The following is a 16,108-nucleotide window of genomic DNA, read 5'->3' as shown; positions in this document are numbered from 1 at the left end:
GATTCACACTCATGCCAAGATTTTTTTGCCCTCTCACGCTCACTATTGGTGCACAACTGGAATTACCTGCTGAAACTGCGCATCATATTTTTGTATTACGTTTAAGTAGCGGTAATCAAGTGACTTTATTCAACGGCGAAGGCGGATGTTATCTAGCAACGCTGGTGACTGTCGGCAAAAAACAAGTGGTAGCCGACGTCAAAGTGTTTTTGCCAGACGAAGTCGAATTGCCATTTAACCTCACCTTGGCACAGGCTTTGCCAGAGGGTTCAAAAATGGATTGGATTATTGAAAAAGCGATTGAATTAGGTGTCAGCCATATTCAGCCACTAGCGGCGCAACGCTGCGTAGTCAAACTCAATTCAGAACGCGCCGAAAAGAAAATGCAGCACTGGCAAGGTATTATCCAATCCGCCAGCGAACAATGTGGACGTAACCGCCTAGCGCATCTTGCCGAACTAGAAGACGTGCAAAAGTGGCTCGCCCAACAAGATCTACATAAACGCATATTGTTATCGCCACGCGCAGAAACTTCCCTAGCAGATTGGGCACGCCATCACCCACCGCAAGCAATAAGTTTAATGATAGGCCCGGAAGGCGGTTTTTCAGAACAAGAAGAACAGGCTGCGATCCACCATGGTGCATTAGTTTTGCGTTTGGGCCCACGTGTTTTACGTACAGAAACGGCTGGATTAGCAGCAATTAGCGTACTTAGTGCGGCCTGGGGTGGATTATCCTAATCCTTTGTACGTACAAACGTGTGCGCCACTTGTTACAACTTGGAACATTTATAAGACTATTTTCCGCAGATTCACCAGCGATTCATCGCTATAATGTGCGCCTTATATCAATTTAATGCAGGTGATCAGCAATGAAATTAATGAGCAAAAACAATATCTTAGCAATTATCATTTTAGGATTAACGCTGACACTCAGTGCCTGTGGCGGAAACAGTCAAACAAGTACGTCACCATCGGCTTCCAATCAACTCAGCGGTCCACCTGCTGCAGCACCAGCGGACACAATTGCCAACTTCAATGCATCGCGTAATTCTTTTGTTATTAAGCGCACTGGCCTCAGTTTCACTGTAAGCGATAAAGCTAGCACTCCGAATGTGGTCAATTTGCAGCCCACACAAACAACTGTAAAATTTACGGATTTTACAGTGAGCCTGCTGGTCGGAGACAAGTCAAAAACTATCGCGGCTACAGACTTAAATACCTTGATCGAACTCTATATTGCGTTCTTCAATCGCGTTCCTGATGCCGAAGGCATGATCTATTGGATCTCCGAAATCAAAGCAGGAAAAAGTATTGAGCAATTGGCGGATAATTTTTATACTGCTGCGATCGCCTACTCTGACTTAACCGGTTACTCGGATACCATGTCGAGTACTGATTTCGTCAGAAAGATCTACAAGAATGTGCTAGGGCGTAACGAAGTTGATCAGGATGGGCTAACTTACTGGAGCGGCGAAATAGATAGTCGTAGAAAATCACGCGGCAATTTAATTCGTACTATCATCAACTCTGCGCACAGCTTTAAGGGAACTGCGGATTATGGCTGGGTTGCCGATCTGCTAGACAATAAAGTTACAGTGGGCAACTATTTTTCGATTCAGCAAGGCTTGACTTACAATAACCAAACGGATTCAATCACCAAGGGAATTGAAATTGCAGCGGCAGTCACTGCGACCGACGTAAACACTGCAAAAAACATCATCGGTGCGACTGATACTTTGCTCGATCTCAGAACGCCACCACCACCTGTAGTCAAAATTGCGACATCTCTCGGCGATATCTTGGTGGAATTAAATCCAAGCAAGGCACCAATTACTGTAGCGAATTTCTTGCGTTATACCGACGTTGGATTCTATAGTAATAAAATCTTTCACCGTGTCATCAGCAATTTTATGATTCAAGGTGGTGGCTTCAATGTTGACTTGGTACAAGCATCAACCTATTCACCGATCACATTAGAAGCAAATAATGGCTTAAGCAATGTGCGCGGCAGTATTGCAATGGCACGTACCAGCGTACTTAATTCAGCAACTTCGCAGTTTTTCATTAATGTTGTCGACAATGTGTACCTCGATACCAGCAGTGGCGGCTATGCCGTTTTTGGTCAAGTTATTTCTGGTATGGACATCGTCGATAAAATTCGTGTAGTACCGACTGCAACAAAAAATGGCTACACCGACGTACCCGTCACAGCAGTGATGATTACATCGGTCACAAGAGCGAATTAAGCTCATAACAGACTAAAATAATACTTACGCGAATGCAAGTGACGGGCAGATAATTCAGATTATCTGCCCTTTTTTATTAGGTCATCCACATGCTTAGGTGCAAAGCAAACATTGTTCACATTTCATATTTTCAGTATCGCATATCATAAGAACCCTATTCATTCAGAAAGGAAATACCATGGGACTTTTAGACACAGCTTTAGGTATGCTAGGCAACACCCCATCTGCAACAGAGAATTCGAGCAACCCACAGCAGATGTTGATACAAGCAGCGTTAAGCATGCTCACTCAATCACAGAATGGAGGATTACAAGGCTTGATTGGCTCATTCCAAAATGCCGGGCTCGGTGAACTCGTAGGCAGTTGGATTGGAACGGGTCAAAATTTGCCAGTATCGGCGGAACAAATTCAACAAGCCTTGGGCGGTTTACATTTGGATCAATTGGCACAAGCAAGCGGGCTTTCACCTTCTGCTACTGCTGGCGGTCTTGCCGATGTTTTACCTGGGCTAATAGATAAATTAACTCCCAATGGCAATGTCACGGATGCTGAAGGATTTGACTCCAGCGCAGTATTGCAACATTTTTCGTCTTTATTTGGCAGCCGTTAAATCGTCCTATGGGCACATTTTCCAGTAAGGATCGACAGTACATGACGTTAATATAAACAATGACAGAGGTGGGAATCGACACAGAGCATTCACATTTTCAATTCCTGTGATATTAAATCGGCTCTTTTGTCTTTTTCGCCAGCTGATTTGTTACACTGCCGCCTATTCGCTTCAGTATGTTTTTCTCCATACAGGCTTTCATCTTAGAATAGGCATCACATGGACTCTTCATCACCCGTCATACAATGGACAGAAAATCAAGGCAGCCATAGCCTGCCTTGGCATTCCGAAAATGCCTCACCAGCACCTAAGCGGGTGCAACTCGCCGATGATACGATGAGTGCAGAGACCGCATATCGTCTAGCTTGCGAAGGTACCGCCCTATTCTGGCGTGGTGATTTTCAAAACGCGAAAAACCTCCTACAAGCAATTGCTCGTCGCATTGACAAGAAGCCAGCAAAAACAAAAAAGACTTCCAAATCGATCACCACGGGAGCCCAAGCTTTTCATTTACACCGACAAGCTCAAGCTCAACGAGCTCGGGTATTAGCGATGTTGATTATCCAGATCAATTCCGACTTTTCTATTCCACTACGACGAGCACCAGATGTTTCAGAAGCCTGTCATGAAGTGTATGGTGAGGTCGAGCAAGCATTTGCAATTTCTCTCAGGGAATTACTAGGTATCATTGGCGCCCATGAATGGCGCAAAAATGGTGTGCAGATTCCTGCATTGGCGGCCAAAATTCATCCTCATTACGGCGTTTTTTCACCTGTACGGGGTGAATATCTTGATTTGATAGCCAAAGCCCCCTTACCTACCGATCAGCTTGCTTTCGATATTGGTACGGGTACAGGAGTCATTGCGGCCCTGCTCGCTCGCCGCGGCGTCAAGAAAATTATCGCCACCGATCAAGACCCACGAGCATTGGCTTGTGCGAAAGAAAATCTCCAAAAATTGGATGTTGCAGATCAGGTCGAACTACTCAAAGTTGATTTATTCCCAGAGGGACGAGCACCATTAGTGATCTGTAACCCACCCTGGATTCCCGCCCGCCCAAATGCGGCGATTGAATACGCAATCTATGACCCTGATAGTCGTATGTTAAAAGCATTTTTGATGGGTGTCGCCAATCACCTTACTCCATATGGTGAAGCTTGGTTAATTATGTCAGATCTAGCTGAACATTTAGGCTTGCGCAGTGCAGAGGAGTTCTGGGCTTGGATTGAAACCGGTGGTTTGACGGTTATTGGCAAAATGGATATTCGACCACAACATGCAAAAGCCAACGACGCCAGCGATGCTTTGCATCTAGCTCGCGCAGCAGAAATTACCTCATTGTGGCGCTTGCGTCTTGCATAATTATATGTGTGCCTCGTGACAATTATTTTGTCTTTACTTAATAGACCTTCTCGCATCCTCAATTTCAAATGCAAAAAGTACAGCAAACAAGAGAAAGTAGTTCTACAAAAAGTGTCTACCTGCCATACATTCAGTCATATCAAGGTCTCTGCGATTATGGTGAAATAATGAAACACTCAGCTGGTAACGAGGAGGCGATCGAATCGTACGTCGATTCAAGTGATCTCCAATAGTCACATCACCATTTAGTCAACGACAAAGCACTTGAAACTTACTTCATTTATCACCTGTAAAATCTATGCAAACATTACTCATAATTGACATGCAAAATGCCTGGATCGATGAGCATCCTCGCTTTGATCTCACCGCAATTACTCAACGAATAAATCAACTTTCAGAAAAATTTCGCCAATCAAATCTTCCTGTTATTTTTGTACAGCATCAAGACGCAGATGTACGACCAGGAACCAAACCATGGGAGATATATCAGGGTCTTCATCAGGAAAGTAGTGACCATTCCATCAATAAAACTGCATGCGACGCTTTTGCCGATACTGATCTAAAACCACTTTTAGAAAGATTGGGAAGTACGGCTTTGGTGGTTTGTGGTCTTGCCACAGAATTTTGTGTGGACACAAGTTTACGTGCTGCTCTTTCTCATGGATACGATGCGATTGCGCTGTCTGATGCACATACCACAGCAGACCGCCCGCACATGAAAGCTGAAGATATCGTTCAACACCATAACTGGGTGTGGGCACACCTCGCAGCACCGCATAATCGTCAAATTCAAGTAATCAATACGCATGACTACTTAAATACGAGGTAAGAAATTACAATCAAATCTCAAGTGCCTCTCAGTTGTTGTTGAGGTCTCGCGTTAGACTATTTCTGCAGCACAAAAAAATAAAAAAGCCATCGAAAAAAATCGACGGCTTTTTGTTAATTCATGCAAAAAACTTAATCAGACAAATGCACGATCCAATTATTTTTCACATCAAGCAAGCCCAATGACTTGGACCTGCTTGAATCCTACTTCACATTTTATTGCACTACAGCTTTCACACTTGCAGCACTTGTTGCGGCATAAGCATTCACTAACAAATAGTAAGTACCAGCTGCTGGAGCACTGAACGTGATCGTTTCTGTATTAGTGGCACCATCAGATTTCTTAGTGTAGCTAGTCGTTGTTGGTGCTGTTGTCATACGAGCATACAAATCAGAATCACCTGTACCGCCAGACAATGTGAATGTCAAACTAGTTTTACCTGATGGAACAGTAATGTAGTACAACTTCGATGCATTCGCAGCCAGAGTCACACTTTGTGCTGTACCACTCACCAATGCTGTACCAGTCGGCGTAGTACCAGTTTGGTAACTAGCAACGATAGAGGCGCCACTTACTGCAGACGCTGCATTTGCCAACAGGTAGTAAGTACCAGCTGTAGGTGCCGCTACAGTAATCGTTTCTGTATTTGTAGAACCGTCAGATTTCGCCAAATAAGACGTTGTCGTTGGTGCAGAACCCAGTTTTGTGTAGATGTCGCCATCGCCCGTTCCACCTGACATCTTGAATGTCAAATTCGACGCGCCAGTTGGTACAGCAAATGTATAAGTCGCGGATTGACCAGTTGCGCCAGCGAATGTCACTGCAACATCTTTTGTCAAAACACCGCCAGCTGGTGGCGTTGTAGTTCCACCGCAACCGCCATTAACACCAACTGAAGCAAATGCAGCAGTGACATCAGCAACTGTATAACCACGGTTGATAGCTGCTTTTTCTACACCACAAGCACCTTGATTAAATGTGCTGTTCGCAGTCCAATACAAACGATTCGCGTCAGCCATAACTTCAAATGCTTTACGTGTATTCCAACCAGCTTTTGTTGCCAACAAATAGAAAGCTTTATTGAAAACACCGCTAGTATTGTGTACATCCTTACTACTAGTGTACTGACTTGCGTTATCGATTGACGCACCGTCTAATGGTGGGTTGTACATGTAACGCAATGCACCGCTTGCTTTGAAAATATCTGTACCAACTTTAAAATCGTTAGTGCCGAGTACATAGTATTTCGCAGCTTCACCAGCCATATCGGAGAACGCTTCGTTCATACCACCAGACATGCCTGAATACACCAAACCAGAATTTTGTTCTGTGAAACCATGGCTAACTTCATGGCTAGTCACATCCAATGAAACCAATGGGTAGAATGTCGTTGCGCCATCACCGTAGCTCATTGCAGTACCATCCCAGAATGCATTTTCGTAGCTTGAACCGTAATGCACTTTCATGACCAATTTTTGACTAATTGGACGGATACCTAAGTAATCCATGTACATGTTAAATACTTTGTTGCCATAGTAGTGTGCATCATTCATTGGAGAGTACGCTCCGTTGATCGATTTCACTGTGTTACGTGGGCAAGTAAAGGAATGCAAAGTACCAGCACCGCTAGTTGCGCCGTTCATATTGTAAGTATCTACGTTAGTGCTGCTCAACTTACAAGTAGAGCCACTAACAACGACGTCTAAGAAACCGTAACCGGCTGTAGTGCCGAATTCATGTTGGCCAGTTTTTGTGTTACCGCCAGGACCTGTGCCAGTTAAGGAGTGCGTAATACCTTCCCATTGTTCCAACACTGCACCTGTATTTGCATCGATTAATGCATGTGGGCGGCTTGGTGTGCCATCAGCTGCAATTGTGACGTAAGAAGACAAATAAACTAGTTTTGCAGTGCCATTAGCAGCTTGTTTTACGAACAATTTTGATTGTTCGTTAGATGTGCTAATTGCGCGCTTAGCATTTTTTAACAAACCGAGGGCTTGCGTTGCTGAGTACAATGGCTTGACTGAAGGTAAGTCATTTGCCAAGTTAGTCAACATTGCGCCGTGAAAAGAACGAGCTGCAGTACCTGCTAAGGATGGTGTGCTATCTGTATGTTCAACGATGGCCTCACCCCAAACTGGAACGCCTTGGTATGACTGTTCGTAGCGAGTAACAAGTTTGTTACCATATTTTTGGCTACGCACGGCTTTCAGATCATTCGCACCCAAACCAAGCGCTTCGTGCGCTTTGCCAGAGGATGCTGTTAATGAGCGATTTGCACTTGTGCTGTTTGATTGCAATTCGATACGGTCAGCCGCTGCTACGCCGAAAGAAGCCGCGATCAATGTTGCTAACAACGTTGGACGTACTACTGCTTGTAATTTCATACTTTTTTTCATCTTGATTCCTACCTTCTAGTCGAAAAACTCCCTAAGTATTGAATTGACCAAAGCTTTTGACTTTAGTCTCCATTTTTCTATTGCCAGTTTTACTACAGTTAGTATGGGTTGTAGTGGCAATACGCTCTTTTTATTTGAGTTTGTCGTTAATTTCTAGAATTTTTGACAAACCTCAAGCGGCAGTGCTAGTAGAACAGAGCAGGAGCTGATTGAAAACATACATATTTGACTATACAGGTAATTTTTACACTAGATTAAAAAATAACAACAGAATTAAATGCTGAAATTTTTCAAAAAAATAAACAAAACATTGAATAAAGCCGCTATTTCTTACTTTTTAAATTTATATAATGCATATTTTTATCATAGGTGTTTATACTAAAAAATACGGATCAAAAATACAACAGCGAAAGTGGTATTACCACAATTGAGAAATACAAACATTTCCCCTTGGGAATTTAAAAAAATTTCCGTAAAGAAATTACAAGTGGTATTGTTGACGTATTTAACACACCAAAACTAGTAAGGCATTTTTGACACGAAAAAAAACCGCCAAATAGTTGGCGGTTTTAAATGATTATTTCTGTCTTTTAACGCTGAGCCACCGCATCAACAACACACAAAGCTGTCATATTCACAATTCTACGCACCGTTGCAGACGACGTCAGAATATGGACTGGCTTTGCGCACCCTAACAGAATTGGTCCGATTGCGATATTGTTTCCGGCAGTGGTTTTCAATAAATTATAGGCAATGTTCGCAGCATCAATATTAGGCATTACCAATAAATTAGCATCGCCTTTTAATGTCGAAGTTGGCATCATTTTTTGACGGTAATTTGAATCCAAAGCCGTATCCCCATGCATTTCACCATCGATTTCCAAATCGGGGGCATCGCGTTGAACGATCGCCAATGCTGTTCGCATCTTTTTCGCTGATTCACTGTTACTCGAACCAAAATTAGAATGTGACAACAATGCTGCTTTTGGCTGCAAACCAAAACGGCGCATTTCTTCGGCAGCTAAGATCGTGATTTCAGCAATTTGTTCTGCAGTAGGATTTTCATTAATATGGGTGTCAACTAACACCAATTGACGGTCAGGTAGCACTAAACCATTCATTGCAGCATAGACGTTGACGCCCGCGCGCTTGCCGAGCACTTGATTAATATAAAACAGATGCAGACTACCTATACCAAAGGTTCCGCAAATCATCCCGTCCGCATCGCCCTTGTGTACCATCATCGCGCCGATTAAGGTATGACGGCGACGCATCTCCAACTTGGCATATTGCTCGGTGATACCTTGACGGCAAGTCATTTGATGGTAAGTTTGCCAGTAATCACGATAGCGCGCATCCATCTCTGGATTGATCGCTTCAAAATCAACACCCGCGCGCAAACGCAATCCAAATTTTTCTATGCGTTTTTCTAAAATATGCGGCCGTCCAACCAGAATCGGTTTCGCCAGCTTTTCATCGACGACAACCTGCACCGCACGCAATACACGCTCTTCTTCGCCTTCAGCAAAAACAATACGTTTACGAGCATCGGGTGCCTTCTTCGCAATTTGAAACAGCGGCTTCATGAAAGTGCCGCTGTGATAAACGAACTGCTGTAGTTTGTCGCTATAGGCTTGCATATCTTGAATTGGTCGCGCAGCTACGCCACACTCCTCTGCCGCTTTTGCAACGGCTGGCGCGATCTTGATCATCAAACGCGGATCAAATGGCTTCGGAATCAAATATTCAGGACCGAACGACAAATTAGAAATACCGTAAGCAGAAGCCACCACATCAGATTGTTCGGCTTGCGCTAAGTCGGCGATTGCATGAACTACGGCGATTTCCATTTCGCGTGTGATTGTCGTTGCACCACAATCTAAAGCGCCACGGAAAATATATGGGAAACACAAGACGTTGTTGACTTGATTTGGATAATCAGAGCGCCCAGTTGCCATCACGGCATCATCACGCACTGCTTTGACTTCTTCGGGCAAAATTTCTGGCGTCGGATTTGCTAACGCTAAAATCAATGGGCGTTCGCCCATGGACTTGACCATGTCTTGCTTCAATACACCGCCAGCGGATAAGCCCAAGAAAATATCGGCACCCACAATTACTTCTTTGAGGCTTCGTGCAGAAGTCTCTTGAGCAAATCGCTCTTTATCCGGATCCATCAACTCCACGCGGCCTTTATAAACGACGCCAGCTAGGTCGGTGACAAATATATTTTCAATTGGAAAGCCCAGATCAACAATCAAATCAAGACAGGCCAGCGCTGCAGCGCCTGCACCAGACACGACCAGTTTGCAACGATTGATATCTTTTCCGACGACTTTCAAACCATTCAAAATCGCCGCACCAACGATAATCGCAGTTCCATGTTGATCATCATGGAACACGGGAATTTTCATGCGATCACGCAATTTTCGTTCAATATAGAAACACTCTGGTGCTTTAATATCCTCTAAATTAATACCACCAAACGTTGGCTCTAAGGAGGCGATGATATCGACTAATTTATCCGGATCAGATTCACTAATTTCAATATCAAAAACATCAATACCCGCAAATTTCTTGAACAAGACACCTTTACCTTCCATCACCGGTTTGGACGCCAATGGACCGATATTTCCTAGGCCTAGCACTGCTGTTCCGTTCGTGATGACACCGACCAAATTGCCGCGTGCTGTGTACTTAAACGCCGCTGCGGGGTCAGCTACAATTTCCTCACATGGGGATGCTACTCCCGGCGAATACGCCAACGCTAAGTCACGCTGATTTGTTAATTGTTTAGTTGGCGTGACGCTAATTTTGCCCGGAGTCGGAAACTCGTGATACTCCAACGCTGCTTGACGCAATTGTTGACGAAGTAATTCTTTTTGATCTGCTGAATCCATGCGAGTTGATTCCTTCTTATGCTAACAAATGAGGGGGTTAATGATTCTAGCAGACAGGCAACAATTGCTTCATACGTATTTATACGCGTTCCATTACTTTTTTGCATAAGCAATCACGATTATTTGTTAAAGTTAGACAAGAAAATGACTTTTGATTACCAAGATAATAAATTAGAATCTCTTATTAACATGATCAAGCGCGCGCAAATCAAATTTATTATGTGACTTGCTGAATAACGAACCCAAAGGTTTCATCGAAACTTGGGTGCATTCGGTTTTTTAGGTCTCACTTTGAAGCGCGTATGTGTTGTTTTCAATTTACATCTGCACAAAAACTTCATTTGCGTAATCGACAAATTTACAGTATTTTCCATTACTCAATTCCTATTGCCAAGAAACCAATCTTGGCAAAATCAATAATGATAAAAAGATTTCCTTTCAAGCCTGTTTTTCCACGGTCATGCAAAGATCTTACAGAAATTAGCGCCAATCGCAGCTTTGCCACAAATAGCTAATTTCAAGACAAATGACATAAAATAAATAGAGCAAGCGATGAAAGTCAGCGAGGTGAGAGATGTACACAATTAATGTAACGAAAACACAACCCCAGGGTGAAAATCAATTCACCGACCTCGCCAGTGCCAACTGCAAATGCATAGCCGTCTCAAACATGACATTGAGAATGGTGTAGCCCGATGGTCAAATTATTCAACCGAGAGAACAACCTGGATGCCTACATCGCTGCCAGTGCTGACGAAGCACAGGTTGCGAATATGCTGCATAACTCCACTTGGCGGCTGGGAGAAGAAAAATCTTGGCACCTAGACCAAAATAATGGACAGCTGCTTTTAAGTTTTGAAGATGGCACGTTCGCTTTGGCAGCAGCACAAATCGTTGGCACTTTTCATCATAAAGATAGCACTTTTATGTGGGGCTGGAATCATCCTTCAGTTTTACCAGGGCTAAAGCGAAACGCCAGCATAGTTAGAGAATTTGGTAAAGAACAAAAAGCTAAGGAGCTGACGCGTGGAAGCGTCACTTGTACCGAACATCGCGCCTGGGAATTAACCGCATTGGCGATGCGCTTAAATAAAGCAAAAGGTGCATATCGTGTCGAGGTGAAACCTGGCGTCAGCATGTTCTTAAATTTTAGTGACATTCAAATTGCGCATGAAGCACAAACTTAAGCACGCTTCGAAATAATGGTTTTTGACTTCAGACCTCAATGACATTTTCACCCGTGCACGAAAAGCTTTAGTTACAATGCAGGATGCTTTCAGAATTCGACCTCATCAAACAGTATTTTGTGCAGGATTACTCTAGTGATTCCCGCTTTGCGTTGGGCATTGGTGACGATTGTGCGTTATTGAATCCCAGTACAGGTATGCAATTAGCGATTTCTAGCGACATGCTCGTATCTGGCCGGCATTTTTTCCCTGATGCAGAGGCGATAGGCCTAGGACACAAAAGCTTGGCGGTTAATTTATCTGATCTTGCAGCCATGGGCGCTAAGCCACTGGCATTCACTCTAGCGCTGTCTTTACCTGAGGCAAATCCAGCCTGGTTAGCTGGATTTTCACAAGGATTACTGGACTTAGCAAGGCAACATCAGTGTCGTTTAATCGGGGGGGACACGACGAAAGGCCCGCTCAATATTTGCATCACTATATTTGGAGAACTACCTCCGGCTTCTGCATTACGCCGCGATGCTGCGCAAGTAGGCGACGACATCTGGATCTCTGGAAATTTGGGCGATGCACGCTTAGCCTTGGCATCCTATTGTGAAGAAATAGCACTTTCTGAAGAGGACCATTTGCAAGCTGCGAGCCGCATGCATCGACCCACACCAAGAATTGCACTAGGCATGGCTCTACGTGGAATAGCGAATGCGGCATTAGACATTTCAGATGGATTAATCGGCGACCTCGGCCATATTCTGGAACGCTCACATGTGGGTGCCAGTTTGGATGTGGATGGTTTGCCTGCTGGCCCTATATTAGAGAAACAAACACAAGAAAAACGTCGGGAATTTACGTTGAATGGTGGTGATGACTACGAACTATGTTTCACCGCGCCAAGCGATCAGCGTGAAGCCATCATTGCAGCTGGCTTAGCAAGTCAAACCGCAGTCACTCGTGTTGGCATAATTGAGGCAGAAATTGGCTTACGTTTGCGTGATATGAATGGCGAAACCATAAACTTGTCTTTAAATTCCTTCGATCACTTCACCACACCGTAACAATTATGGACGTCAATCCTAATCCCATCTTAAAACCAACACCGGCATTTATGCTCGCCCATCCCGCACATTTGTTGTCGCAAGGATTCGGAAGCGGTCTGTCGCCTATCATGCCGGGCACTGCAGGGACACTATTTGCTTGGTTAAGTTTTGTCGTTCTTAGTATTCGTTGGCCGCAGCTATTCACTCAACTTAATTGGGGAATTATTATCGTCATTGGTTATTTCGTAGGTGTATGGGCTTGCGAAGTTACCGGAAAAAATCTCGGTGTTGCTGATCACGGCAGCATGGTTTGGGATGAAATTATTGCATTTTGGCTAGTCTTACTCTTGATTACACCTGCGCCAATCACAACCCAATTCTGGGCCTTCATTGCTTTTCGTTTTTTTGACATGGTCAAACCGCCGCCGATTGGCTATTTTGATCGCCAATTCAAAGGCGGATTTGGCGTGATGTTTGACGACATCGTCGCAGCCTTCTTCGCACTATTAGTATTTGCATTTTGGCGAGTTTGGTGAACAAGCAATTGATTCCAAGCAGGAAAAATACATTCGATAAATCACCTTAAATACAGTGCTAGGTGCTAAAGTATTCCCTGAGATAGTAGATGTAAATGGTCAGACTAAATTCAAGGAGACAATTCATGGCGGACATGATTGAACTAGCAGAAAAAGTAGGCAATGCGCTCAAATCTAAGAAGCTATTACTTTCGGTCGCTGAATCTTGCACAGGGGGCGGTGTGTGCTGTGCCCTGACAGAAATCGCTGGCTCTTCCGAATGGTTTGATTGCGGTTTTGTGAGTTACTCCAATTCGGCGAAGACTGAGATGCTGGACATTTCTGCCTCGCTAATTGCGCAACATGGTGCAGTTAGCGAAGAGATCGCAGCGGCAATGGCCGAAGGTGCATTAGCGAATTCTGAAGCACACGTTTCTTTATCTACCACCGGCATTGCCGGGCCTGGCGGCGCAGTACCGGGAAAACCCGTTGGTACAGTGTGTTTCGGCTGGCGCGTGGGTGGTGTGACGCATACTGAGCGTAAAGTGTTTGCGGGTGATCGACATGCAGTACGGGAGCAAACCGTGGCACACGCACTCAATAAATTACTACGGTATGTCGATGAGATTTAGTTTCGGGAAAAACTGAACTGAAAAGCATCATTTAAGAACCAAAAAGGCGCGAAGAAATTATTCTCCGCGCCTTTTTAATTTTTTATTCTTAAGAATTACGTCTATCAAATTTGATCAATGCACTTGATAAACTAAGATTATTAACGGAACAAATTAATAGCATCCCGCGTTTCCAATGCAACACGGCGTGCCGCCTGTGCATAAGTTTCATCAGCTACCGGCTTGGCATATAAAATCGCCCGAGAGGAATTAATCATCATTCCCGAGCCGTTTGCAGTACGACCAGCTCGCACCGTCGATTCAACATCGCCACCCTGCGCACCGACACCAGGAATCAATAAGGGCATATCCCCTATCAAAGCACGCACTTGAGCAATTTCATTGGGAAATGTTGCACCGACGACGAGCGAACATTGGCCATTGGTATTCCATTTATCCGCCACCAATTGCGCCACATGTTGATACAAAGGCTTTCCACCCACATCTAAAAATTGCAGATCAGAGCCACCCGCATTTGAGGTACGGCACAAGACAATAGCACCACGGTCTTTCCATTCTAAGTACGGCGCGACTGAATCGAAACCCATATAAGGATTTACCGTGACCGCATCAGCATCATACCGCTCAAAAGCTTCACGTGCATATTGCTCAGCAGTGGCACCGATATCACCGCGCTTTGCATCTAACACAATAGGAATATTCGGATAGGTCGTTTTGATATAACGACAAATCGCTTCCAACTGATCTTCGGCGCGCAAGGCGGCGAAGTAAGCGATCTGGGGCTTGAAGCTACAAGCTAAGTCGGAGGTTGCATCAACGATCGTTTTACAAAAAACATAAATCGCATCGGACTGCCCTGCCAATTCCGCAGGAAATTTATTCACATCAGGGTCTAAACCCACGCATAACAGGGAGTTATTGGTGGTCCAAGCATTGGAAAGTTTTTGTAAAAAAGTCACGGTATATCTCTATCGTCTGTAATGAAATCGCGGACGTGATCTCAATAAAAAAGGGACAAAACCCGTAATTTCAACAGGTTTTCATCCCTCCATTATAAACCATGACTTTTTCATTCCCGCCAAATGACAAGATCAACACCAATTTAGAAAGCAGCAATCCCTGTTTGCGCACGCCCTAAAATTAAAGCATGAATGTCATGCGTACCTTCATAGGTATTCACCACTTCCAAATTAACCAAGTGACGCGCGATACCGAATTCATCCGAAATCCCATTGCCACCCAACATATCACGTGCTGTACGTGCGATATCTAAAGATTTGCCACAAGAATTGCGCTTCATAATAGATGTGATCTCGACCGCAGCCGTGCCCTCATCTTTCATACGACCAAGACGCAAGCAGCCTTGCAAGGCCAAAGTGATTTCGGTCTGCATATCAGCCAGTTTCTTCTGTACTAATTGATTTGCCGCCAAAGGCCGACCGAACTGGATGCGGTCCATCGTGTACTGACGTGCTGTATGCCAGCAAAATTCAGCAGCCCCCAACGCGCCCCAGGCAATACCGAAGCGTGCAGAATTCAAACAAGTGAATGGACCCTTCAAACCTTCAACGTGTGGCATCAGATTTTCTTCCGGCACAAAAACGCCGTCCATCACAATCTCGCCTGTGACCGACGCACGCAATCCCACCTTGCCATGAATCGCTGGTGCCGTTAAGCCTTCCCAGCCTTTTTCCAAAATGAAGCCACGGATACGACCATCATCCGTTTTGGCCCAGACCACAAACACATCAGCGATCGGACTATTCGTGATCCACATCTTCGCGCCGCTTAGCAAGTAACCGCCATCAACCGTCTTAGCGCGTGTCACCATACTGCCGGGATCAGAACCATGATCTGGCTCTGTCAAACCGAAACAACCAATCCACTCGCCAGTCGCAAGCTTAGGCAAATATTTGCGCTTCTGCGCTGCACTACCAAACTCATTAATCGGCACCATCACCAAGGACGATTGCACACTCATCATAGAGCGATAGCCAGAATCAATACGTTCCACTTCACGGGCTACCAAGCCATAACAAACATAGTTCAAACCTGCACCGCCGTACTCGGCTGGGATCATTGATCCAAGCAGACCGAGTTCACCCATTTCACGAAAAATAGCAGGATCAGTGCGCTCGTTGCGGAAAGCATCCAAAATTCGCGGTGCCAATTTTTCTTCGCAATACACGCGCGCAGCCTCTTGTACCATGCGTTCATCATCGCTCAATTGCGAACTCAACAACAGTGGGTCTTCCCATTGAAATGATGCTTTTGCCATATCAATCTCTCAAATTCTTGTGGTTTGTCTTAACGTGATCGCGATTGGGATATCCAAGGGCATCATCGATTGTTTTCTTAGACCGACATGCTAACCGATTTAGGCGAACGTGGA

Annotated in this window: 13 protein-coding genes; 9 read left to right on the top strand and 4 right to left on the bottom strand. The window is 44.6% G+C overall.

Going from position 1 to position 16,108, the window contains the following annotated elements; translation table 11 throughout:
* The first annotated feature begins 11 nt into the window (after positions 1-11).
* The 5 genes from ACO0KW_RS03095 (at position 12) to ACO0KW_RS03075 (ending at position 5,049) form a co-directional block, all read left to right on the top strand.
* A complete protein-coding gene (locus tag ACO0KW_RS03095; RefSeq protein WP_423050526.1) occupies positions 12-740 on the top strand; it encodes a 16S rRNA (uracil(1498)-N(3))-methyltransferase in 729 nt (242 codons plus the stop codon).
* A 131-nt stretch (positions 741-871) separates the two neighbouring features.
* A complete protein-coding gene (locus ACO0KW_RS03090; protein ID WP_423050524.1) occupies positions 872-2,248 on the top strand; it encodes a peptidylprolyl isomerase in 1,377 nt (458 codons plus the stop codon).
* Between the two features lie 178 nt (positions 2,249-2,426).
* Positions 2,427-2,858, top strand: coding sequence for a YidB family protein (locus ACO0KW_RS03085; protein ID WP_423050522.1), 432 nt, complete (start codon positions 2,427-2,429; stop codon positions 2,856-2,858).
* 219 nt (positions 2,859-3,077) lie between these two features.
* Positions 3,078-4,220, top strand: a complete 1,143-nt coding sequence (locus tag ACO0KW_RS03080) for a methyltransferase (protein ID WP_423050520.1) — start codon at positions 3,078-3,080, stop codon at positions 4,218-4,220.
* A 298-nt stretch (positions 4,221-4,518) separates the two neighbouring features.
* On the top strand, positions 4,519-5,049 hold the full coding sequence (locus ACO0KW_RS03075; RefSeq protein WP_423050518.1) for an isochorismatase family protein: 531 nt from the start codon (positions 4,519-4,521) through the stop codon (positions 5,047-5,049).
* A gap of 215 nt (positions 5,050-5,264) precedes the next feature.
* Here ACO0KW_RS03075 and ACO0KW_RS03070 read toward each other — a convergent pair whose 3' ends face one another.
* Positions 5,265-7,448, bottom strand: a complete 2,184-nt coding sequence (locus ACO0KW_RS03070) for a M4 family metallopeptidase (protein ID WP_423050516.1) — start codon at positions 7,446-7,448, stop codon at positions 5,265-5,267.
* Between the two features lie 590 nt (positions 7,449-8,038).
* Positions 8,039-10,348 carry an NADP-dependent malic enzyme gene (locus ACO0KW_RS03065; RefSeq protein ID WP_423050514.1) on the bottom strand — a complete coding sequence of 770 codons (2,310 nt, stop codon included), beginning with the start codon at positions 10,346-10,348 and terminating at the stop codon, positions 8,039-8,041.
* 695 nt (positions 10,349-11,043) lie between these two features.
* Here ACO0KW_RS03065 and ACO0KW_RS03060 point away from each other — a divergent pair.
* From ACO0KW_RS03060 to ACO0KW_RS03045, 4 genes are all read left to right on the top strand, one after another.
* The gene (locus ACO0KW_RS03060; protein WP_423050512.1) at positions 11,044-11,535 is read left to right on the top strand and encodes a DUF6882 domain-containing protein; all 492 of its coding nucleotides are present in this window, start codon (positions 11,044-11,046) and stop codon (positions 11,533-11,535) included.
* An 83-nt stretch (positions 11,536-11,618) separates the two neighbouring features.
* Complete coding sequence (gene thiL / locus ACO0KW_RS03055) at positions 11,619-12,587, top strand: thiamine-phosphate kinase (protein WP_423050510.1); 969 nt, start codon at positions 11,619-11,621, stop codon at positions 12,585-12,587.
* 5 nt (positions 12,588-12,592) lie between these two features.
* A complete protein-coding gene (locus ACO0KW_RS03050) occupies positions 12,593-13,105 on the top strand; it encodes a phosphatidylglycerophosphatase A (RefSeq protein ID WP_423050508.1) in 513 nt (170 codons plus the stop codon).
* 125 nt (positions 13,106-13,230) lie between these two features.
* Entirely contained in the window at positions 13,231-13,716 is a 486-nt protein-coding gene (locus ACO0KW_RS03045; protein ID WP_423050506.1) for a CinA family protein, read from the top strand.
* A gap of 140 nt (positions 13,717-13,856) precedes the next feature.
* Here ACO0KW_RS03045 and pyrF read toward each other — a convergent pair whose 3' ends face one another.
* Together pyrF and ACO0KW_RS03035 are read right to left on the bottom strand one after the other, a co-directional pair.
* Positions 13,857-14,675: an orotidine-5'-phosphate decarboxylase gene (pyrF, locus tag ACO0KW_RS03040; protein WP_423050504.1), complete on the bottom strand. Its 819-nt coding sequence runs from the start codon at positions 14,673-14,675 to the stop codon at positions 13,857-13,859.
* A gap of 143 nt (positions 14,676-14,818) precedes the next feature.
* Positions 14,819-15,994, bottom strand: a complete 1,176-nt coding sequence (locus ACO0KW_RS03035) for an acyl-CoA dehydrogenase (RefSeq protein WP_423050502.1) — start codon at positions 15,992-15,994, stop codon at positions 14,819-14,821.
* Between the last annotated feature and the right edge of the window lie 114 nt (positions 15,995-16,108).

The organism is Undibacterium sp. Ji22W (genome assembly GCF_049340305.1).
Lineage (GTDB): Bacteria > Pseudomonadota > Gammaproteobacteria > Burkholderiales > Burkholderiaceae_D > Undibacterium.
This window is presented reverse-complemented; position numbering and strand designations above follow the sequence as displayed.